A 22,039-nucleotide genomic window follows, 5' to 3' on the forward strand; every position below is an offset into this window, starting at 1 on the left:
GGGTGACCGTTATCTGCGGCGGCACGTATCCGTGGCCGGGCGCGGCGAGCGGGCTGTCCGTGGAGGCCAGCAGCGCGTCGATGCCGCCCTCGGGAAGCTGGACGAAGGCGGTGGCGCCGTCGTCGTAGTCGCCCTGGGGCAGCGGGTCCCAGCGGCCGCCGCCGCGGGGCGCGCCCTCCTGGTGCCGGTCTCCGTGCTGGTCGTCGGTCACGACAGCGCCCTCCCCAGTGCTCGTCGGGCCAGCGCGGCGACGGTGCGCCGCAGGTGCAGTACGGCGGGCGGAAGCGGCGGGACGACGCCGTCCTCACCGGGGGCGGCGTCGGGGATGCAGGCCGCGGCCACGTACTCCCCGAACGCGGTGAGCGCCTCCGGCACGATCGCGCGGTTGTTGTCCCAGTCGATCAGCTGGGCGACCCACTGCTCGGCCTCCAGGGGCCTGAGCGGCATCGGCGCGATGGCGCCCACCGCGCAGCGCACGCCGCGCCGGGCCGGGTCGAGGACCAGGGCGACGGACGCGACCGCGCGGCCGGGGCCGGTGCGACCGGTGGCTTTGAGGAAGACCTGGGGCGCGTGCAGCAGCGGTACGCGCACGTAGCCGATGAGTTCACCGGCGCGGAGCATGTCCATCCCGGCCAGCAGGTGCGAGACGGGGATCTCGCGGCGGGCCCCGCCCTGGCCCGCGATGATCAGCGTGGCCTCCAGGGCGGCCAGCACCGGCAGGGCGTCGCCGGTGGGCGCGGCGGAGGCGATGTTGCCGCCCAGGGTGCCCGCGTTGCGGATGTGCGGCGGGCCCGCGGCCCGCGCCGAGGCGGCGAGCGCCGGGATGAGGGCGGCGAAGTCGGGCCGGCCCATACGCGCGTGGGTGAGTCCGGCGCCGAGCAGCGCGTGGCCGTCGAGGTACTGCCAGCCGCGGATCTCGCTGATCTTGCCGAGGCCGACCAGCGCGGCGGGCCTGAGCTGCCCGGAGTTGACGGCGGCCATGAGGTCGGTGCCGCCCGCGACGGGCACGGCGGCGGGCATGGCGGCGAGCGCCGCCACGGCCTCGTCCAGCGTCGTGGGCAGCGTGACGGCCTGCGCCGCCTGCGGTGCGTGCGTGCTCAAAGCCGGCTGCCCCTTCCCGCTTCCCCACCTGGTGTCGCCTGGTCCCACCTGTGTTGCCGTACGGTACGTGCTGACAGGGCGGACGTGGCAACTCTGGCACATCTTGGCAAGCGCCGAAGACGGGGGTCCGCTAGGAGGTGTTCGCCCACCTCATCCCGGACATGGGCAGATTTCACGCACGGAACACCGAAGTGCACCAAGTGCCCGAATTAGTACTCTTCGGTGTGTGGCCTTGTGCGACCTCGTCCGCTACCGCAGGGGCGGCGCCCCGTCGATCGGCCGGCCCAGCACACCTGGCCGCCGCTGCCAGGGCAGGGGACCGGCGGGCGGGCGGTAGGCGACGCCGAGGGCGTCGAGACGCCGGTAGTGGGCGGTCATCCGGCGTTCGAAGCCGGTGAAGTCCCGCTCTGCGGGGGCGGGCAGGCTGCTCCAGGCGACCTCCGCGAAGGCCGCGAGCCGGGGGAACACCTGGTAGTCCACGCGCTGCTGGTCCTCCATCACCTCCGTCCACACATTGGCCTGGGTGCCCAGCACATGCCCGGCCTCCTCGGGCGTCAGCTCCGGCGGCACGGGCTCGAACCGGTAGACGTCCTCCAGCGTGCGGACGTACCCGATCGGCACCGGCTCGTCGGCGCCCGCGTCCTGACGGTGGTCCAGATACACCTGCTGCTCGGGGCACATCACCACGTCGTGCCCCGCCCGCGCGGCGGCGATCCCGCCCCGGTACCCGCGCCACGACGACACCGCCGCCCCCTTCGCCAGCCCGCCCTCCAGGATCTCGTCCCAGCCGATGAGCCTGCGCCCGCGCGCGGAGAGCCAGTCGTCGAAATGCCCGATGAACCACGACTGGAGCTCGTCCTCGCCGGCCAGTCCCCGTTCCTTGATACGGGCCTGCGCGGCCGGCGACCGGCGCCACTGCTCCTTGGGACATTCGTCGCCGCCCACGTGGACGAACCGCGAGGGGAACAGCTCCAGCACTTCCTCGAACACCCCCTCGTAGAAGCGAAGGGTGTGGTCAGTGGGAGCGAGTACGTTCGGATTGATCCCCCAGGTGTCCCAGACGGTCAGGGAGGCGGTGTCGATGACATCGGAGTTGCCGAGTTCCGGATACGCGGCGATGGCGGCCTGCGAGTGGCCCGGTACGTCGATCTCGGGGACGACGCTGATATGCCGCTCGGCGGCATAGGCGACGATCTCCCGGATGTCGTCCTGGGTGTAGTAGCCGCCGTGCGGCCGGTCGTCCCACAGGGGTGAGGCCCGGTGCCCGATTTTCGTCCGGGCCCGCCAGGAACCGACCTCAGTCAGCCGCGGGTACCGCTTGATCTCGATACGCCATCCCTGGTCGTCCGTCAGATGAAAGTGGAGGACATTGAGTTGGTGGGCGGCCATCAGATCGAGATAGCGCAGCACTCCGTCCTTGGGCATGAAGTGCCGCGCCACATCGAGCATGAGACCGCGCCAGCCGAAACGCGGGCCGTCCTCGATCCTGACGTGCGGCACGGCCCAGACCCGGTCGCGCCCCAGCGGCGCCCTGCGGTACGCGTCGGGACCGAGCAGCTGCCGCAGCGTCTGGGCACCCCGGAAGACTCCGGCCGCGCTGCCTCCGTCGATCATGATGCCGCTGAAGTCGCTGACGAGCCGATACTCCTCGGGGCCGAGCCCGGGGTCGAGCCGCAGCCCGATGCCATCCCCCTCGGCGTCGTCGAGCTCCCGCCCGTCCCGCAACGGCAGCCCGGTGGCCTGCCGGAGCACACCGCCCAGCCAGCGCCCGACCCCCTCCGTCCCTGTGCAGGCGTACAGCTGCGAGTGTTCCGTCAGCCGCACCTCGCCGGAACCGGCGACGACGGTACGGGGAGCGGGAATCAGTTCCGTCGGTGAGGTCACATCAGTCCTTTACCGCGCCGCCCAGCCCGGAGACCAGACGCCGCTGCACGAGTACGAAGAAGATCAGCACGGGAATGGTCATCACCGTCGACGCCGCCATGACCCCGCCCCAGTCCGGCTCGTCCGGCTTGTAGAACACCAGCAGGGCCATCGGCAGAGTCGACTGGGAGATGTCGCTGATGATGAAGGACTTGGCGAACAGGAAGTCGTTCCAGGTGGAGATGAAGGAGAACACACTCGTGGCCACCAACCCCGGCAGGACGAGCGGGAAGAGAATCTGCCAGAGAAAACGCGCACGGCTCGCCCCGTCGATGTAGGCGGCCTCCTCCAGCGCCTGAGGCACGGCCTTCACGAACCCCCGCAGCATCCAGATCGCGAACGGCAGGGAGAACGCGATGTGCGGCAGGATCAGCGACCACAGCGTGTTCAGCTGACCCAGATCCCGCATCACGAAGAACAACGGGATCGTCAGCGCCTCCACGGGCACCATCTGGGCCACCAGAAACATGATCAGCAAGGTGGTCCGCATACGGAACCGGAAACGCGTCACGGCGGTCGCCGCGAGAAACGCGATCAGCGCCGAGGCGATCACCACGGCCACCGCGACGACGACACTGTTGAGGAAGTACCGGCCGAATTCCTGCTGCCCGAACACCCGCCGGAACGAGTCCAGCGTGGGCGCCAGTGTCCAGGGCCGGGGCTCGCTGGACTCGATCTCCCCGGCCGGTTTGAAGGCGCTGAGCACCATCCAGTACAGCGGAAAGGCCACGACCACCGCGACGAGCAGCGCCGACGCCTCGGCCGCCAGCCGCCACGGGCGTCGCACACGCGGAAGATTCACAGTTCCTCCCCCTGGCGGCGCAGCAGCCGCAGATACACCAGCGTCACGCCGAGCAGGATCAGCAGCATCACCACACCGATGGCCGCCCCGAGGCTGTACTGCGAGGACGCGAACGCCTGCTGGTACGCGTACACGTTCAGCACCAGGTTCTGTCCCGCGATACCGCCGCCGCCTGTCATCACATAGATCTGCGTGAAGACCTTGAAGTCCCAGATCACCGACTGGATGGTGACCACCACGAGGATCGGCCGCAGCATCGGCGCCAGCACGGACCGCCAGATCCGCCACTGCGAGGCCCCGTCCAGCGAGGCGGCCTCCAGCACCTCGGCCGGCACCGCCCGGATCCCCGCGTACACGGTCACCATCACGAACGGAAAGGAGCACCACACCACTTCGAGCAGCACGAGAAGGAACGCACTGAACCTCCCGTACGTCCACGAGTGGTCCCCGAGCCCGAGCACCCGGTTCACCGGCCCGAAGTCGGCGTCGAAGAGAAACAGCCACACGGTCGACCCGGTGATGGCAGGAGTGGCCCAGGCCCCGAGCGCGGCGAGCATCAACGCCAGCCGCGGAAACGCCCGCACCCGCGTCAACAACACGGCCAGCGCACACCCGACGACGAGCGTGCACACCACACAAGCGGCCGCGAACACCACGGTGGCGAACAGCACCTGCCAGAACTGCGAGTCGGAGAAGAGTCGCGAGTAGTTCCCCAGCCCTTCAAAGCTGGTCGGCTCACCCCCACTGACCTGCGCCTGCGTGTAGTGGAACAGCGAGATGAGCCCGAGCTGATAGATCGGGTAGGCAAGCAGCCCCCCGAGCACGACAAGCGCGGGCGCCAGATAAAGCCAGGGTGCACCGGAACTCCCCCAGGGGCGCGGGGAACTGCGCGAAAAACCACGAACCACCCGCACCCGCGAACGCTCAACCAGCCCCGAGTCAATAGGCGCACCCCCGCTCATCCGGCGGAGCCAAACGCCGCATCCATCTTCCGCGCAGCGTCACCCGCAGCCGCCCCCACACCCTTCTTACCGCTCACGATCTCCTGGAACATCGTCGGCAACACCAACGACGAGTCGATCTGCCCCCACGCAGGCGACACCGGAACAAACTTCGTCCCCGCAGCCAGCGTCCGGACGAACGGCTGAACGAACGGCTCCCGCGCAGCCACCTGCTCCCGCACATCGGAGAACGTCGGCAGAAACCCCATCGCCTCGAACAACTCCCCCTGCGCCTCCTTCGAAGCGAGCCGCTTCATCAGATCGACGGCGAGCGTCCGATGCGACGTGGACCTCAGCACCCCGAGGTTGTTCCCACCCGCGAACGCGGGCGCGACGGACCCGGGCCTCACCCCCGGCAGCGGCACCACTGCGTACTTCCCCTTGACGCTGCCCGCCTCCACGGCCGCATGGCTGAAGTCACCCCCGATCGCCATGGCCGCCTTGCCGGAGGCGAACGCGGTCACCGTGTCGTTGCCGCCCATGCCCGCGCACTTCGCGGCGGGACAGTTGTCGTCACCGAACAGGGAGGTGTAGGCCTCGATCCCCTTCCGGGCCGCGGGACTGTCGATGGCGGCGGTGTACGAGGACCCCTTCCCGACGGCCAGTTCACCCCCGTGCGCCCAGATGAACGGCATCGCACCGTACGTGTACGCACCGCCCACGGCGATCCCGTACATCCCCGGCTTCTCGGCCCGGACCTTCTTCGCGGTGGCGATCAACTCGCTCTGCGTCCGCGGCACTTTCAGGCCGAGTTCCTTGAAGACGTCCGTGCGGTAGTACAGCGCCCGCACGCCCACGAAGTACGGCGCTCCGTAGACCTTGCCGTCCACCGTCACCGACTGCCGGGCCGTCGGGTCGGTGTCCTTCGCCTCCTCCCACGCGCCGAACTCCTTGCTGATGTCGGCGAGTCCGCCGTCCTTCACATAGCCGGCGGTGTCGGTGTTGCCGTACTCGATGAGGTCGGGCGCGGACTTCGGGTCGTTGAAGGCGGCCTTGATGCGCTGGGCGCGGGTCTCGACGGGGATGTACTCGACGGTGACGTCGGTGCCCTCGTGCGCCTTCTCGAAGCCGGCGACGACGGCGTCGACGACCTGTTCCTTGGGCTTGTTGTTGACCTCCTGGAAGAGCCAGACCCGCAGGGTGCCGGACTTCTCGTCCTTGCCGGAGGAGGTGTCGCCGGAGGTCTGGGGCGCGCAGGCGGCGGTGGCGACGAGGGCCGCGAGCACGACGAGGCGGACGGGCAGTTTCATGGAGTGCTCCTCCAATGCGTTGCAACATGCGCAACGATGGTTTCGCTGTGCACAACACATCGGAGGCTAGGGACGGGTGAACCACGCCACAAGGGGTGACCCAAAGGTCTCAACCACTCTGTGACCGACCGACGCACCCTCTGCAACGCCCGGACAGCGCACCGGGCAGCACAAAGGCCCCCGGGGCGCGCGAGAACGCACCCTGGGGGCCTACGGGCCCGAACCGGCTCGGCGGCTACTTGTCGCCCTTGCCGCCCTTGCCCTTGTCGTCGCCGCCGGCGCCCATGGAGTCGTAGATCTCCTTGCACATGGGACACACGGGGTACTTCTTCGGGTCGCGGCCGGGCACCCACACCTTGCCGCACAGCGCCACGACGGGCGTGCCGTCGAGGGCGCTCGCCATGATCTTGTCCTTCTGGACGTAATGGGCGTAGCGCTCGTGGTCACCGTCGCCGTGGGAGGTCTGCGGCGTCGGCTCGACGAGGGTCCCCGTACCAGTCCCGCGCTCGGGCTCAAGAGTGCTCATGCAAGCCAGGGTACTGAAGGTCACACGGATCAGTTGAGCGAAGGGTCGTCCGGGTACGTCGCGACCATGGCCAGTTCGTTGCGCTGGCGGCGCAGCACCTCGCGCCAGAGCCGCTCGGGGGCCGGGGAGGACACGTCCCCGGGCTCCGACTCCACGACGTACCAGGCGCCGTCGACCAGCTCCTCCTCCAGCTGGCCGGGGCCCCATCCGGCGTATCCGGCGAAGATGCGCAGGGATCCGAGGGCGGAGGCGAGCAGCTCGGGCGGGGCCTCCAGGTCGACCAGTCCGATCGCGCCGTGCACCCGGCGCCAGCCGAGCGGCGCGGCCTCGGTGTCCCCGTCGCCGGGGACGACGGCCACGCCGAGGGCCGAGTCGAGGGACACCGGTCCGCCCTGGAAGACGACGCCGGGTTCGCCGGCGAGGTCGGCCCAGCCCTCCAGGATGTCCCCCACGTCCACGGGCGTCGGACGGTTGAGGACGACACCGAGCGAGCCCTCCTCGTCGTGGTCGAGGAGAAGCACCACCGCGCGGTCGAAGTTCGGGTCCGCCAGGGCGGGCGTGGCCACGAGCAGCCGCCCTGTGAGCGAGGACACCTCGGTCATGCCAGACATGATCCCGCATCTTGCCCGCGCGTGGGGAGGCAATGGGGGTACGGGGGTGAACGCAGCTCAGGGGGACGGAAGCACTCCCGGCGCACGCCCCGTCCGGTGACCGCCCGCACACGCCGCGGGACGGTTCGTGTTGTGACAGATCCATGACGTGGCTGGTCCGCGCTCGGGCTTACAGAAGGGGGGTGGAGGGCGATTACCCTTTCCCTCCTGGCCCCCCGACCGACTCCACGGAACGCGAGATTCATGACCGTCAACGGCGCTGATGACGTACTGCTTGTCCACGGCGGAACCCCGCTCGAGGGCGAGATCCGTGTCCGCGGTGCGAAGAACCTCGTACCGAAGGCCATGGTGGCCGCGCTCCTGGGCAGCGCTCCGAGCCGACTGCGCAACGTTCCGGACATTCGTGACGTCCGTGTCGTACGAGGCCTGCTGCAGCTGCACGGGGTGACGGTCCGTCCGGGTGACGAGCCCGGTGAGCTGGTGATGGACCCGACGTCCGTGGAGAGCGCGAACGTCGCCGACATCGACGCCCACGCCGGTTCCTCCCGCATCCCGATCCTCTTCTGCGGTCCGCTGCTGCACCGCCTCGGCCACGCCTTCATCCCGGGCCTGGGCGGCTGCGACATCGGCGGCCGGCCGATCGACTTCCACTTCGACGTGCTGCGCCAGTTCGGCGCGACCATCGAGAAGCGGGCGGACGGCCAGTACCTGGAGGCCCCGCAGCGGCTGCGCGGCACGAAGATCCGGCTGCCGTACCCGTCGGTCGGCGCGACCGAGCAGGTGCTGCTCACGGCGGTCCTCGCGGAGGGCGTCACCGAGCTGTCCAACGCGGCGGTGGAGCCCGAGATCGAGGACCTGATCTGCGTCCTGCAGAAGATGGGCGCCATCATCGCGATGGACACCGACCGCACCATCCGCGTCACCGGCGTGGACAAGCTCGGCGGCTACACCCACCGCGCCCTGCCCGACCGCCTGGAGGCCGCCTCCTGGGCGTCCGCGGCGCTGGCGACCGAGGGCAACATCTACGTCCACGGCGCCCAGCAGCGCTCGATGATGACGTTCCTGAACACCTATCGGAAGGTCGGCGGCGCCTTCGAGATCGACGACGAGGGCATCCGCTTCTGGCACCCCGGCGGCCAGTTGAAGTCGATCGCGCTGGAGACGGACGTCCACCCCGGTTTCCAGACCGACTGGCAGCAGCCGCTGGTGGTCGCCCTGACGCAGGCGACGGGCCTGTCCATCATCCACGAGACGGTCTACGAGTCGCGTCTCGGCTTCACCTCCGCGCTCAACCAGATGGGCGCGCACATCCAGCTCTACCGCGAGTGCCTGGGCGGCTCCGACTGCCGCTTCGGCCAGCGCAACTTCCTGCACTCGGCGGTCGTCTCGGGCCCGACCCGCCTCCAGGGCGCCGACCTGGTCATCCCCGACCTGCGCGGCGGCTTCTCGTACCTCATCGCCGCCCTCGCCGCCCAGGGCACGTCCCGCGTCCACGGCATCGGCCTCATCAACCGCGGCTACGAGAACTTCATGGAGAAACTCATGGAGCTGGGAGCAAAGGTGGAACTCCCGGGCAAGGCCCTGGGCTGAGCAACACCGTGAGCAAGCCGATGGGGCGGTCATCCCAGAGAGGGTGACCGCCCCATCGGCGTCAGCAGCAGCGCCCCGATAGGGGCGCGGGGCAGTGCCTAATTTGCGGCTACCGCCGCGTGCGCGCGACCAGCCACAGACAACCCGCGGTCACCCACGGCGCTGCAGCTGAACGGCGCTTACTTCCCCTTGGCCGCATCCTTCAGCTTCGACCCGGCCGAAACCTTCACGCTGTACCCGGCCGGAATCTGAATCGGCTCACCGGTCTGCGGGTTACGCGCGGTACGAGCAGCACGGTGGGTCCGCTCGAAAGTCAGAAAGCCAGGGATGGTGACCTTCTCGTCGCCCTTGGAGACGATGTCGCCGACGACATCGGCGAACGCGGCCAGCACGGCGTCGGCGTCCTTGCGGGTCACCTCGGCGCGGTCGGCCAGCGCGGCCACCAGCTCACTGCGGTTCATGTTGTTACTCCCGTGTTCTTCTTGCCGTTGAGGCGTGCCACGCGGCGGGGCCGCATGTTGGGCACGGCCAAGCCGATGCTGCCAGGGTCCTCGGTGAGTCCCCGGACCCGGGTCCGACGTCGAACCCTCGCGCCCAGGGAGGCATCCTGCCTCCACCTGCGGCGGGAAAGCCAATCCGGCACCCGCAGGAGTCGCGAGAACACTCGTGAGTGTCACACGCAAGCCCAGGGCCTCCCGTTCGGATCAGCCCGCAGACGCGGGGTCTGGCACGCACATCTGCCGCGTTGTCGTCGGTCGCCGACGCTCCGCGTCGACTCCCTCCTCCGCCTTGCAGCTGCACGCACCAGACCCCGCTCGCCGGAGCTGACACATGCACCGCATGTGTCCTGCGGCCTGATCCGAACGGCAGACCCGCCGCCACCCTAGAGGGCCGCCAGAACGGGGAGGTTCCGCGACGCGCCGGTTTCCCTGCGGTCGTGGTGCTCCTCACAGCCTTGGTACGCCGCTTTCCCCGACAGCGTACGTAACCCCGCTCGCCCTACGCGTGAGCGGCGGCCCCCGCCGCCTTCGCGGCCTCGCGCACCGCTCCGGCGACCGCGCCCGCGACCTTGTCGTTGAAGACGCTGGGGATGATGTAGTTCGGGTTCAGCTCGTCCTCGGTGACGACGTCCGCCAGCGCCTTCGCGGCGGCGAGCATCATCTCCGTGTTGACGGTGCGGGACTGCGCGTCCAGCAGACCGCGGAACACACCCGGGAACACCAGCACGTTGTTGATCTGGTTCGGGAAGTCCGAGCGCCCGGTGGCCACAACGGCCGCCGTCTGACGGGCGATTGCCGGGTCCACCTCGGGGTCCGGGTTCGCGAGCGCGAACACGATCGCGCCCTCGGCCATCGCGGCGACGTCCGTGCCGTCGAGGACGTTCGGGGCGGAGACGCCGATGAAGACGTCCGCGCCGCGCACGGCCTCCTTCAGCGTGCCGGTGAGGCCCTCGGGGTTGGTGTTGTCGGCGATCCAGCGCAGCGCCGAGCCGGGGGCGGCGTCGACGAGGTCCTCGCGGCCGGCGTGCACCACGCCGTGGATGTCGGCGACGACCGCGTTCTTCACCCCGGCGGCGAGCAGCAGCTTGAGGATGGCGGTGCCGGCCGCACCGGCGCCGGACATCACCACACGGATGCTCTCGATGGACTTCTGGGCGACGCGCAGCGCGTTGGTCAGGGCCGCGAGGACGACGATGGCGGTGCCGTGCTGGTCGTCGTGGAAGACGGGGATGTCCAGGGCCTCACGCAGCCGCGCCTCGATCTCGAAGCAGCGGGGGGCGGAGATGTCCTCGAGGTTGATGCCGGCGAACCCGGGGGCGATGGCCTTGACGATCTCGACGATCGCGTCGGTGTCCTGGGTGTCCAGGCAGATCGGCCAGGCGTCGATCCCGGCGAAGCGCTTGAACAGGGCCGCCTTGCCCTCCATGACCGGCAGCGCGGCCTTGGGGCCGATGTTGCCCAGGCCCAGCACCGCCGAGCCGTCCGTCACCACCGCGACGGAGTTGCGCTTGATGGTCAGGCGGCGGGCGTCCTCGGGGTTCTCGGCGATCGCCATGCAGACGCGGGCCACGCCGGGCGTGTAGACCATGGAGAGGTCGTCACGGTTGCGGATGGGGTGCTTGGACGCCATCTCGATCTTGCCGCCGAGGTGCATCAGGAACGTACGGTCGGAGACCTTGCCGAGCGTGACGCCCTCGATGCCGCGCAGCTGCTCGACGATCTCGTCGGCGTGCGCGGTGGAGCTGGCCGCGATGGTGACGTCGATACGGAGCTTCTCGTGGCCGGACGCGGTGACGTCGAGGCCGGTCACCGAGCCTCCGGAGGACTCCACGGCCGTGGTGAGCTGCGAGACGGCCGTTCCGCTCGCGGGCACCTCCAGCCGGATGGTCATCGAGTAGGAGACGCTGGGCGCCGTTGCCATGGCCGACTTCCTCTGCTTTCACCGTGTCGCGATTTGTGCCGTCCGATCGTCGCACCTACCGCTCAGTACGCGGTAGCCGCCTCGGATTGCGGACGTTTTGTTCACAGGCGTGTGCGGGTGCGCGCGCCGGTTTCGGAAAACGACTTCCACCATACGAGAAGTGATCAGGCAACGAAAGAGGCCCACATCACAATCGTGATGTGGGCCTCTCCCGGCGTTCATGACACCGACCCGCCATGCTCGCCTCGCGGCAAGTGGTCGCTCGTAGCGACGAAGGTTGGGCCCGGGGGCTTGGATCGAGCCGGTGTCACGACCAGGCTAACAAACGGATCCGGCCGGACCATTCCCCCGACGGGAGTTCGTCCTCCGGTCGGCCCCGTTCGCCGTCCGGTCAGTCCCGCAGCAGGTCCGGTACGCCCGCCGCGTCCGGCTCGTCGCGCTCCCCCGACACCACCGTGAGCTGCTGGGTGGCCCGGGTCAGGGCGACGTACAGGACGCGCAGGCCCGCCGGGGACTCGTCGGCGATCTCGGCCGGGGAGACGACGACCGTCGCGTCGTACTCCAGGCCCTTGGCCTCCAGGCTGCCGAGTGCCACCACGCGGTCGCCGAGCCCGTCCAGCCAGCGCCGGGCCTCCTCGCGGCGCTGCATGGCGACGACCACGCCGACCGTGCCGTCGACCCGCTCCAGCAGCCGTGCCGCCTCCGCGCGGACGGTCTCGCCCAGCGAGTCCTCCACGACGCCGAACCGCGGCTCGACGCCGGTGGAGCGCACCGCGCGCGGCGACTCGGAGCCGGGCATGGCGAGGGCGAGCACCTTGGACGCCAGCTCGGCGATCTCCGCCGGGTTGCGGTAGTTCACCGTGAGCTGGAAGCGGCGGCGCGGGCGGGTGCCGAGGGCCTCGTCGCGGGCCTGGGCCGCCTCGTCGGGGTCGGACCAGGAGGACTGCGCCGGGTCGCCGACGATCGTCCACGTGGCGTGCCGGCCGCGGCGGCCGACCATGCGCCACTGCATCGGGGTGAGGTCCTGCGCCTCGTCGACGATGACGTGGGCGTACTCGACGCGCTCCTGGGCGAGCCGTTCGGCGCGCTCGCGCTGGGTCTCCTCGCGCACCGGCATCAGCTCCTCCAGGCCGGTGAGCTGGTCCAGCGGGTCGATCTCGCGCTTCTTGCGGGGGCGGGCCGGGGTGCCGAGGATCGCCTGGAGCTCGTCGAGCAGGGCGATGTCGTGCACGGAGCGGCCGGTGCGCTTCAGCGAGCGGGCGACCTTGCGGACCTCGCCGGGGTTGAGGATGCGCCGGGCCCAGCGGCCGAGGCGCCGCTCGTCGGCCATGGCGTCCAGGACGGCCGCCGGGGTCAGCTCGGGCCACCAGGCGTCGAGGAAGGCGATGAAGTCGTCCTCGGAGGTGATGTCCTCGTCGAAGGAGGAGCGCAGCTCGGCGGCGAGTTCCGGGTCGGTGTGCCGGTTGCCGGCGCCGGAGCGCTCCCACAGGGCGTCCAGGAGCAGCTTGCGGGCGCGCGGGCGCAGCAGGTTCACGGGCGCGGTGCCGCCCAGCGCGGTGCGGCGGATCCGGTCGAGTTCCTCCGCCTCCAGCTCCAGCCGGCGGCCGAAGGCGACGACCCGCAGCCGGGTTGGTGAATCGTTCAGCTCCAGGGCTCCGCGGGCGGCCTTCCGCAGCACCTTGAGCATGCGGTACGAGCCCTTGGCGCGGGCCACCGACGGGGAGTCGTACACGGTGGCCTCGGCGCCGTCGACGAGGGAGCCGATGGCGCGGATGGCGACCTGGCCCTCCTCGCCGAGGGAGGGCAGCACGCCCTCGGTGTAGGCGACGAGCAGCGGGGTGGGCGAGACGATCAGGATGCCGCCGGCGTAGCGGCGCCGGTCCTGGTAGAGCAGGTAGGCCGCGCGGTGCAGGGCGACGGCGGTCTTGCCAGTGCCGGGGCCGCCCTCCACGTACGTCACCGAGGCGGCGGGGGCGCGGATCACCAGGTCCTGCTCGGCCTGGATGGACGCGACGATGTCCCGCATGGTGTGCGTACGGGCCTGGCCGAGCGCGGCCATCAGGGCGCCGTCGCCGATGACGGGCAGTTCCTCGCCGTGGAGGGACGCCTTCAGCTCGGGGCGCATCAGGTCGTCCTCGACGCCGAGGACCCGGCGGCCCTTGGAGCGGATGACCCGGCGGCGCACGACCCGGCCGGGGTCCACCGGGGTGGAGCGGTAGAACGGCGCGGCGGCGGGGGCCCGCCAGTCGATGACCAGCGGGGCGTAGTCCTCGTCGAGGACGCCGATGCGGCCGATGTGCAGGGTCTCGGCGATGTCGGCGGTGTTGTCGGGGCGGACGGCGCCCTCGGCGGGCTCGACGGCGGTGTACGCGCCGTCGGGACCCTTCTTGCCGTCCTTGCCGAGCAGCAGGTCGATGCGGCCGAAGAGGAAGTCCTCGAACTCGTTGTTCAGCCGGTTCAGGTGCACGCCCGCGCGGAAGACCTGCGCATCGCGCTCGGCGAGTGCGCCGGGCGTGCCGACCTGGCCGCGCTGGGCGGCGTCGCGCATGAGGAACTCGGCCTCGTGGATCTTCTCCTCGAGGCGCCGGTACACCCGGTCCAGGTGTTCCTGTTCGACACGGATCTCGCGGTCGCGAACGGAGTCGTGAACCGAGCCGACCGCGGTTTCCTGCTGAGCCTGAGCGGCCACCGGGCCCCCTTCTGACGTGCTGGGCAGCCGTCAACCGTACGCGAAGGGGGCCTCGCAAAGCTACGGCGGCTACGCGTCGATCTCGACCAGCTTCTCCCCGTCGAAGGTGACGATCTCGAAGTGGTCGATCTGGTTGGGGTCGAAGGATGCGCCGCCCTGGACGTACAGCGGCTGCTTGGCCTTGTCGGACTTGGCGTCGGGCAGGCCGTAGCCCCACTCCGGGACGGACCAGGAGGTGACGGTCTCGCGCTCGCCGTTCTTGCCGACGGCGATCATCGCGCACTTCTCGGGGCCCTTGACGTTCTTGACCTCCACCACCGTGCCGGTGCCCCAGTCCTTCTTCTGCAGGGCGACGGTCGCGGAGACCTTGGTCTTCGGATCGGTGGCCGTGATCTTGTCGGGGATCTGGTCGAAGGCTTCCTTCGCCGGGTTCGCCGACAGCGTCTGGTTGGTGCCCGTGCCGCCCCCGCCTCCGTCGCCGCCGTTGCTGGTGGCGACGGCCACGAACGGGCCGCTGACGATCAGGGCGCCGGCCGCGGCGACCATGTAGAAGTTGCGGCGGCGCTTCTTGGCGCGGCGCTCGGCGACCTCGTCGACCAGCTTCTCCACCACGCGCGGTGAGGGCTTGGCGGACAGCGACTCGCCGATCGAGGGGGTGCCGGCGCCGGGCAGGTCCGCGAGCGCGGCCAGCATCGGTTCCATGCCGGCGAGTTCGTCGAGCTGCTGGGCGCACCACTCGCACCCGGCGAGGTGCATCTCGAAAGCGCTTGCTTCGGCGTCGTCGAGGATACCGAGGGCATAGGCGCCGACGGTCTCGTGTTCGTTCGGCACCGGTGACCCCTCCATGGGTCCAGACATACCCGCACCACCCGCGCCGAATCCCTGGTTGCCCCCGTACACACTCATCACGCCGTCACCCCCCGCTCCTCCAGTGCCAGCTTCATCGAACGCAGGGCGTAGAACACCCGCGAGCGGACGGTGCCGCTGGGTATCCCCAGCGTCTGGGCCGCCTCATTGACGGTACGCCCCTTGAAGTACGTCTCGACGAGGACCTCCCGGTGGGCAGGGGTCAGGTCGTCGAGTGCGTCCGACAGCGTCATCAGCCACAGCGCCTTGTCGATCTCGTCCTCCGCGGGGATGACCTCCAGCGGCGACGGATCGACCTCCTGCGGCCGGGCCTGCCGGCTGCGGTGGCCGTCGATGACGATGCGCCGGGCGACCGTCACCAGCCAGGGGCGTACCGATCCGGTCGCCCGATTGAGCTGACCGGCGTTCTTCCAGGCACGGATGAGCGTCTCCTGCACGACGTCCTCGGCGCGCTGCCGGTCTCCGGCGACCAGCCGCAGCACATAGGCGAGCAGGGGGCCGGCGTGCTCTCGATACAGCGCACGCATCAGCTCCTCGTCAGGTTCCGAGGGCTGTTGTGAGGACATGCGATGTCGGGCCCTCGATCCACGTTCATTGGCCACGGCCGCATCCTTGCGCACGCCCACCTCCGGTGTCCGGGGGATCCCCCAGTCGGTCGCTCGACAAGCGGTACGTGCGGGGGGCGTTGGATGTTCAAGGCGAGGTGACAGTTTTCTCGGGGGTGACGTGACGAGGGGGACATGGAGTCACATTCCCCCCGTTCTCTCTTTACATTTCCGCCACGACGGCAAGGCGGGCGGCAATACCCGTCTCCCAAGGCAACCAAACTTGCTGTAACGCATATCACGGAAGCAATGTTCGGACGACCCTGATCCGCAAGGGACATAAAGACCATTCAGGTCCGGGTGAGCGCTGCGCGCCGCCGGTGGCGGGCCACGCGCTCGCGGTTCCCGCAGACCTCACTGGAGCACCAGCGCCTCCTGCGTCCGCGGGAGGTGTCGACGTACACGATGGGGCAGTTGTCGCCCTCGCACTGTCTGAGGCTGGCGCGGGCCGCCGGATCGGTGAGCAGTTCCACGGCGTCCCGGGCGACCGCGGCGAGCAGGGCGGCGAGTTCCGGCGGCCCGTCGAGCCGCCGGACCAGGGCACCGTCGTCGCCGGGTACCGCGCGCGGGGCGGGCGGGGCGGCGCGGGCGAGCTCGTTGACGCGGGCGAGCGCGAGGTCGTAGGAGCGGGTGCCGGGCGCGGGCCGTCCGCGCACCAACGGCCCGATTCGTCCCCGCAGTTCCCGGAAGGCGGCCGGCCAGGAGGGGTCGGCGTGCGTGAGCGGAGTGTCCGCGGGCACGAGCCCGGACCCGGTGATCCAGGCCCGCAGCACCTCCACGGAGCCCAGCCGCTCCACGGGGTGCGTGGTCGCGAGAAGGTCCAGACAGACCCGCCCGGTGTCGAACCGCAGCTCGTCGGACGCCGTGACCGTACCCAGTGCCATGTGCCTGTCACCGCCTAGGGTTCACCCCGGTCGCGTGGGGGCCGGTGATGCGAGGAGAAGCCCGGTGAAACCGTTCTCCCTACAGTGCCTGCCCACCGACCGGCCCGGAACCCCTCCGGCCGCCGCGCTCATCCGTCGGCGTACTTCGCCTCCGCGTGGGGGTCCAGGGCCAGGCGGTAGCCGCGTTTGACGACTGTCTGGATGAGCTTGGGGGTGCCGAGGGCGTTGCGGAGGCGGGCCATGGCGGTTTCGACGGCGTGTTCGTCACGGCCCGCGCCGGGGAGGGTGCGCAGGAGGTCCGCGCGGGAGACGACCCAGCCGGGGCGGCGGGCCAGGGCGCGGAGCAGGGACATGCCGGCGGGCGGTACGGGGCGCAGGTCGCCGTCGACCAGGGCCGCGTGGCCGCGGATCTCCAGCTGGTGGCCTGCGACCGGCAACGAGCGCGCGCGGGCGGGGAGTTCCTGGCAGAGGAGCTGGACGAGGGGGCCCAGACGGAAGCGTTCGGGCTGGACCGTGTCGAGGCCGCGGGCCTGCAACGGCAGCGCGGTGACCGGGCCGACACAGGCGGGCAGCACGTCGTGGGCGAGGGCGGCGAGCACCTCGTCGAGGAGGCCTCGCTCCTCCGCCCGGGAAAGAAGGGACGCCGCGGCGGGGGCACTGGTGAAGGTCACCGCGTCCAGCGTGCGCGCGACCGTCGCGTCCAGGAGACGGTCGACCGGGCCCAGATCCTCCGGCGGCAGCCAGCGGTAGACCGGCACGCCCACGACCTCCGCTCCCCCGGCCTTCAGCGCCTCCACGAACCCGGGCAACGGCTCCCCGTGCAGCTGGATCGCGATGCGAAGGCCCTCGACGCCCTCCTCCAGGAGCCGGTCGAGCACTTCCGCCATGGACTCCGAAGCGGGTGACCACTCCTCTGTCAGACCCGCCGCGCGGATCGCGCCCTTCACCTTCGGACCGCGCGCCAGGATCCGCACGCCCCGCAGACGGGCCAGCAGATCCTCCCCGAGCCCCCAGCCGTCGGCGGCCTCCACCCAGCCCCGGAAGCCGATCGCCGTCGTGGCGACCGCGATGTCCGGCACCTGCTGGATGATCTCCTTGGTGGCGGCCAGCAGTTCACTGTCGTCGGCCAGCGGCACGATGCGCAGGGCCGGGGCGTGCAGCACCGCGGCTCCGCGCCGCTGGAGCAGCGCGCCGAGCTCGTCGGCGCGGCGCGCCGCGGTCACACCCACGGTGAAGCCCGCGAGTGGCCCGTGTTCCGGTCGCTGTGGTTCGTCGTCGTACATGGCTCTCGTCCCGCACTCGAGTCGGCGTACTGCATGAAGGCGCGGCTCCACCTTCATGCCGAGCGAGCCTGTCAACCATCCGTGACAGGCTCGGTTCGGCTTGATGTCGCCGGTGTTACGTCACGTCACGTCACACCTCGGCGTAGCTGAGCTGCTTCTTTTCCTCGGTGGCCGCGCTCGTGGTGATCGTCCGGGCCTGCGGGCGGCGAAGGTATACGGCCCAGGTGACCGCGAAGCAGACCGCGTAATAGGCGAGGAAGGCGACGAACGCGCCGGTGCCGGAGCCGTAGGAGAGGAAGGACTGGCGGAAGGCCAGGTTGATGCCGACGCCGCCGAGCGCGCCCACCGCTCCGATGAGGCCCATGGAGGCACCGGACAGGCGTCGGCCGTACAGCACGGCCGCCTCGCCCTCGAGTCCCTTGGCCAGGGCCTTGTTCTGGAAGATGCCGGGGATCATCTTGAACGTCGACCCGTTGCCGATGCCGGTGAGCGTGAACAGGATGACGAAGACGATCACGAACAGCGGCAGCGACTTCTGCATGCTGGCCCCGACCAGAACGGCGGTGGCGGCGCCCATCGCCACGTAGTTCCAGAGGGTGATCTTCGCGCCGCCGTAGCGGTCGGCGAGCCAGCCGCCGAGGGGCCGGATCAGGGAGCCGATCAGCGGGCCGATGAAGGTGAGGTACGTGGCCTGCAGCGGCGTACGGCCGAACTGGGTCGTCAGCACCTGCCCGAAGGCGAAGCTGTAGCCGATGAACGAGCCGAAGGTGCCGATGTAGAGGAAGGACATGATCCAGGTGTGCCCCTCCTTCACCGCGTCCTTGGCGGCGCCGGTGTCGTTCTTCACGGACGCGAGGTTGTCCATGTAGAGCACGGCGAGCACGGCGGCGACGACGATCAGCGGGATGTAGATGCCGAGCAGCACCCGCGGTCCGCCGTTCGCGCCGATGATCGCCAGCGCGGCGATCTGGATGACGGGGACGCCGATGTTGCCGCCGCCGGCGTTCAGGCCGAGCGCCCAGCCCTTCTTCCGCAGCGGGAAGAAGGCGTTGATGTTGGTCATGGAGGAGGCGAAGTTGCCGCCGCCGATGCCGGCCAGCAGGCCGACGAGGAGGAAGGTGGAGAAGGAGGTGCCCGGCTCCATCACAGCGAACGCGGCGACTGTGGGCACGAGCAGCAGTCCGGCCGAGATGATCGTCCAGTTCCGCCCGCCGAAGATCGCCACGGCGAAGGTGTACGGCACCCGGACCACCGCGCCGACCAGCGTGACCATCGAGGTCAGCAGGAACTTGTCGGCCGGGGTCAGCCCGTACTCGGGGCCCATGAAGAGCACCAGCACGGACCACAGGGTCCAGATCGAGAAGCCGATGTGCTCGGACAGCACGGAGAAGTAGAGGTTCCGGCGGGCGACCTTCTCACCGGTGGTGTTCCAGAAGGTCTCGTCCTCCGGATCCCAGTGCTGGATCCAGCGGCCTGGTGCTGTCATGACGCCTCCACGTTCTCCGGGGTGCGGACGATGCCGCTCGGGGCTGATCCCGCATCCCGAAGGTAGGGAGGTGTCGTTTCCTGTCTGTGGCACCCGGTGACCGCAAGGGAACGTTGCTCTCACCGCCGGCGGGGGCGGGGTGAGAGGAATCCTGCGGCGGGGCGGGGGCGGGCGGTGAGATCCGCCCGGCCGGGGCGACGAGGGTCAGCTCAGGACCAGCAGCAGGGCCAGGGCGATGAGCAGCGAGTCGATCCTGTCCAGCAGTCCGCCGGAGCCGGGCAGCCAGCGGCCGGCGTCCTTCGCCCGGGCGCCTCTCTTGACCATGGATTCGAGAAGGTCTCCCGCCGGACCGCCGACCGCCACCGCGACCGCCATCGGCCAGCTCAGGGCGGACAGCACGGCGAGCGCGCCCAGGCCGGCTGCCGCGCCGGCCAGCGTGCCGCTCCACCGCTTGGCCGGTGACAGCGGCGACAGCCTTGGGCCGCCGAGCCGCCGGCCGGCGAAGTACGCCGTGATGTCGGCGACCGAGACCGCGACGAACAGCGCCAGCGCGCTCGCCCCGAGCGGCACGAGCGCGGCCAGGGGGCTCAGCCAGACCAGCCCGAGCAGACCGGCACCGAGCCGGTGCAGGCCCTGGTCGGCGTCACCCGCGACGAGGGGTACGGCGGCCACCGCGAGCGCCCCGATCGCGACCACGCGCCCTACCTGTCCGGGCGCCCACCATGCGGTGAGCACCACGCCTGTCACCGCCGCGGCCAGCACCGCACGGTGCGCCGGGCCCAGCCGCACCAGCGCTCCGTACTCCAGCACCGCGATCACCGCCACCACGACGGCGACGGCCGCCGCACCCGGGCTGCCCAGCCAGAACGCACCGGTGACCAAGGGCACGCCGACCGCCCAGGCGCACCACCGGATCATCAGCTCCCGGCGCCGGGAGGCCGCCACCGCGATGCCTCCCAGCGCCAGCGCCCCACCCAGATAGGGCGCCAGGGTGTTCACGGTGATCACAGAGCGGATCCGGCGGCGGGAACGGGCTGAGCCGTCAACGCGAGCGGACGCCAAGCCGGGCTCAGCTCGTCCAGGGCGGCGCGGCACGCGGCGGCGATGCGCGCGTTCCCGGCGGTGTCCCTGACCGCGATGCGCACGGTGCGTCCCTGGTACTGCGGCGACAACGGCGACAGGTCGCGCAGGTACACGTCGTGGCGACGGCACTCGCTCACCAGCTGTGCGGCACTCGGCCCGCCGGACGGCAGCGTCACGGTCAGGAAGTTCGCCACGGACTCCTCGACCACCAGCGCTTCGTCCAATCCGGCCAGGTCGGCGGCCAGTTGACTGCGCAGGGCGTGGGTGCGAAGCCAGCGGTCGCGGTAGTACTCCGGGTCGCGCAGGGCGGCGACGGCGGCCCGCTGCGCCGGGAGGCTGACCGGCCAGGGCGGTGTCCATCGGCGCAGGTGCGCCGCGACGGCCGGCTCGGCCACCAGGTACGCGGCCCGCAGACCGGACAGCGCGTACATCTTCGACAGCGAGGTGCAGACGACCACCCGCCGGTCCGTCGCCGCGAGGCCGGCGAGCGACTCGGCCGGGCCGGCATAGCCCAGGTACGCCTCGTCGATCCACCACCGGGTACGGGCCGGCGCGGCGGCGATCAGCGAGCGCAGCTCCCGGGCAGGCGCGTGGCGTCCGGTCGGGTTGTTCGGGTTGACGACCACGACGAGGTCGTACCGCCCGGACCCGACGACGGCGGACAGCTCGGCCGGGTCGATCCGCCAGCCGTCCTCCCGGCGCAACCGGAACCGGTCCACCCGGCATCCGATCACCCGCTCCGTGACGTGGGCGTACTCGCCGTAGACCGGGTCGAGGAGAAGCACCCGGCTCTCCGGGGTCAGCCACTGGCCGAAGGCCCTGAAGATCAAGTCCGATGAACCGGCACCGACCGCAAGCGTCTCCACCGGCAGCGCCCGGGCCCGGGCGATCTCCGCCAGCATTCCCTCGGCGCCTGTCGGCGGCGAGGTCCGCGCGGCCCAGGCGGGGTCGTCCGCGAGCGCCGCTCGCACCCCCGGGGCGGGCGGGAACCAGGCGTCCAGCACATCGGCCATGACGATGCGGTGACGCCGGTCCAGGCTGCGGAAGTCGGTGCCCAGGGCGGAGAACGAGGCACCACCGTGTTCGCAGCCGTCCGGCCGGGGCGCGAACGCCACGTCCAGCCGCCAGTCCACCGCGGACCGCAGGCGTTCCAGCACGGTGCCGTACCGGTCCGTCGCCCGCTGCGTCAGCTCGCTCACATCGCCGGTCAGCACCTCGAACGTCACCGCGCCGCTGTGCACGGTCCGGCCGACCGGGCGCAGGCCGGCGGCCCGGTACATGCCGAGCAGCTCGGTGCGCCCCATCGCCACCACCCGGCGGCCGCCCCGGGCCGCGATCCAGCGCAGCGCCGCGTACATCAGCAGCGGTGCCGCCGCGCTCGCCCGCCGGTCCGGCTCGACGGTGAGGATGCGCACCTCGAACGCATCGCCCTCGTTCAGCAGCGGCAGCTCGTCCCGGGTCAGGTACTTGTCCAGCGCGTACCGCCCCAGCCAGGGCGGGGTCAGGCTGACGAACCCGACCCGGTCCGCTCCCCGTGCCGCGACCAGGTAGACGTTGTCACCGTCCAGCCCGTCGCGAAGCCGCCCGGCGGGGTTCGGCGCGTGCTGGCCCAGTTCCTCCGCGTACACCCGGTGACGCAATTCGTGGATCCACTCGCGATCCTCCGCTGTGGCAGCGCGCAGTTGCAGGGCACGACCCATGAGCACCTCTCTCGACGCGGGCAAGGCACCTCATCGTGAAGATCACGGGTCCCGGGCGTCAGGGTCGAGCGACGCAGGCGCTCTGAGTACGCGTACTCAGGCGGCGCCCGGCCGAGAGAAGCAGGATCACCGGTGCGCGGCAGTTCGTCAGCGCTGCGGGGGCTGCCAGTGGGGGTTCTGCTGGGGTGGGTGGGGCTGCTGGTAGGGCTGGGGGGCG

At 70.7% G+C, this 22,039-nt stretch carries 18 protein-coding genes and 1 pseudogene; 1 reads left to right on the forward strand and 18 read right to left on the reverse strand.

Annotated features, from left to right (window positions below; translation table 11 throughout):
• The 8 genes and pseudogenes from N4P33_RS16740 to N4P33_RS16775 form a co-directional block, all read right to left on the reverse strand.
• Positions 1-211, reverse strand: a pseudogene (locus tag N4P33_RS16740) ((2Fe-2S)-binding protein); the annotation flags it as partial.
• Positions 208-1,101 carry a xanthine dehydrogenase family protein subunit M gene (locus tag N4P33_RS16745; RefSeq protein ID WP_260827422.1) on the reverse strand — a complete coding sequence of 298 codons (894 nt, stop codon included), beginning with the start codon at positions 1,099-1,101 and terminating at the stop codon, positions 208-210. The pseudogene N4P33_RS16740 and the gene N4P33_RS16745, both read right to left, overlap by 4 nt.
• Before the next feature lie 249 nt (positions 1,102-1,350).
• A complete protein-coding gene (locus tag N4P33_RS16750; RefSeq protein ID WP_260827423.1) occupies positions 1,351-2,985 on the reverse strand; it encodes a beta-N-acetylhexosaminidase in 1,635 nt (544 codons plus the stop codon).
• 1 nt (position 2,986) lies between these two features.
• On the reverse strand, positions 2,987-3,826 hold the full coding sequence (locus N4P33_RS16755) for a carbohydrate ABC transporter permease (protein ID WP_260827424.1): 840 nt from the start codon (positions 3,824-3,826) through the stop codon (positions 2,987-2,989).
• Positions 3,823-4,788 (reverse strand): carbohydrate ABC transporter permease, encoded by a 966-nt coding sequence (locus tag N4P33_RS16760; RefSeq protein WP_260827425.1) that lies wholly within the window; start codon positions 4,786-4,788, stop codon positions 3,823-3,825. Before N4P33_RS16760 ends, N4P33_RS16755 begins: the two co-directional genes overlap by 4 nt.
• Positions 4,785-6,077, reverse strand: a complete 1,293-nt coding sequence (locus tag N4P33_RS16765; RefSeq protein ID WP_260827426.1) for an extracellular solute-binding protein — start codon at positions 6,075-6,077, stop codon at positions 4,785-4,787. The genes N4P33_RS16760 and N4P33_RS16765 overlap by 4 nt, the downstream gene beginning before the upstream one ends.
• A 235-nt stretch (positions 6,078-6,312) precedes the next feature.
• Positions 6,313-6,603: a DUF3039 domain-containing protein gene (locus N4P33_RS16770; RefSeq protein WP_260827427.1), complete on the reverse strand. Its 291-nt coding sequence runs from the start codon at positions 6,601-6,603 to the stop codon at positions 6,313-6,315.
• A gap of 29 nt (positions 6,604-6,632) precedes the next feature.
• On the reverse strand, positions 6,633-7,205 hold the full coding sequence (locus tag N4P33_RS16775; RefSeq protein ID WP_260827428.1) for a YqgE/AlgH family protein: 573 nt from the start codon (positions 7,203-7,205) through the stop codon (positions 6,633-6,635).
• Positions 7,206-7,457: 252 nt separating this feature from the next.
• Between N4P33_RS16775 and murA the strand changes: the two genes are divergently transcribed.
• The gene (gene murA, locus N4P33_RS16780; RefSeq protein WP_260827429.1) at positions 7,458-8,804 is read left to right on the forward strand and encodes a UDP-N-acetylglucosamine 1-carboxyvinyltransferase; all 1,347 of its coding nucleotides are present in this window, start codon (positions 7,458-7,460) and stop codon (positions 8,802-8,804) included.
• 179 nt (positions 8,805-8,983) lie between these two features.
• Here murA and N4P33_RS16785 read toward each other — a convergent pair whose 3' ends face one another.
• The 10 genes from N4P33_RS16785 to N4P33_RS16830 form a co-directional block, all read right to left on the reverse strand.
• Positions 8,984-9,265, reverse strand: a complete 282-nt coding sequence (locus tag N4P33_RS16785) for an HU family DNA-binding protein (protein ID WP_260827430.1) — start codon at positions 9,263-9,265, stop codon at positions 8,984-8,986.
• A gap of 538 nt (positions 9,266-9,803) precedes the next feature.
• The gene (locus N4P33_RS16790) at positions 9,804-11,225 is read right to left on the reverse strand and encodes an NAD-dependent malic enzyme (RefSeq protein WP_260827431.1); all 1,422 of its coding nucleotides are present in this window, start codon (positions 11,223-11,225) and stop codon (positions 9,804-9,806) included.
• Positions 11,226-11,616: 391 nt separating this feature from the next.
• Positions 11,617-13,914, reverse strand: coding sequence for a UvrD-helicase domain-containing protein (locus N4P33_RS16795; protein WP_260827432.1), 2,298 nt, complete (start codon positions 13,912-13,914; stop codon positions 11,617-11,619).
• Positions 13,915-13,983: 69 nt separating this feature from the next.
• Positions 13,984-14,745 (reverse strand): zf-HC2 domain-containing protein, encoded by a 762-nt coding sequence (locus N4P33_RS16800; RefSeq protein WP_313904522.1) that lies wholly within the window; start codon positions 14,743-14,745, stop codon positions 13,984-13,986.
• Positions 14,746-14,819: 74 nt separating this feature from the next.
• On the reverse strand, positions 14,820-15,407 hold the full coding sequence (locus N4P33_RS16805; RefSeq protein WP_260827434.1) for a sigma-70 family RNA polymerase sigma factor: 588 nt from the start codon (positions 15,405-15,407) through the stop codon (positions 14,820-14,822).
• Between the two features lie 269 nt (positions 15,408-15,676).
• On the reverse strand, positions 15,677-16,270 hold the full coding sequence (locus N4P33_RS16810; RefSeq protein WP_260827435.1) for a CGNR zinc finger domain-containing protein: 594 nt from the start codon (positions 16,268-16,270) through the stop codon (positions 15,677-15,679).
• Between the two features lie 128 nt (positions 16,271-16,398).
• On the reverse strand, positions 16,399-17,553 hold the full coding sequence (locus tag N4P33_RS16815; RefSeq protein ID WP_260827436.1) for a uroporphyrinogen-III synthase: 1,155 nt from the start codon (positions 17,551-17,553) through the stop codon (positions 16,399-16,401).
• A 130-nt stretch (positions 17,554-17,683) separates the two neighbouring features.
• Positions 17,684-19,039 (reverse strand): NarK/NasA family nitrate transporter, encoded by a 1,356-nt coding sequence (locus N4P33_RS16820; RefSeq protein WP_260827437.1) that lies wholly within the window; start codon positions 19,037-19,039, stop codon positions 17,684-17,686.
• Between the two features lie 204 nt (positions 19,040-19,243).
• On the reverse strand, positions 19,244-20,047 hold the full coding sequence (locus N4P33_RS16825; protein ID WP_260827438.1) for a phosphatidate cytidylyltransferase: 804 nt from the start codon (positions 20,045-20,047) through the stop codon (positions 19,244-19,246).
• Positions 20,044-21,822, reverse strand: a complete 1,779-nt coding sequence (locus N4P33_RS16830) for a histidinol-phosphate aminotransferase family protein (protein ID WP_260827439.1) — start codon at positions 21,820-21,822, stop codon at positions 20,044-20,046. Before N4P33_RS16830 ends, N4P33_RS16825 begins: the two co-directional genes overlap by 4 nt.
• Positions 21,823-22,039 lie beyond the last annotated feature (217 nt).

The sequence above is a fragment of the Streptomyces sp. 15-116A genome (assembly GCF_025290915.1).
Taxonomy (GTDB): Bacteria; Actinomycetota; Actinomycetes; order Streptomycetales; family Streptomycetaceae; genus Streptomyces.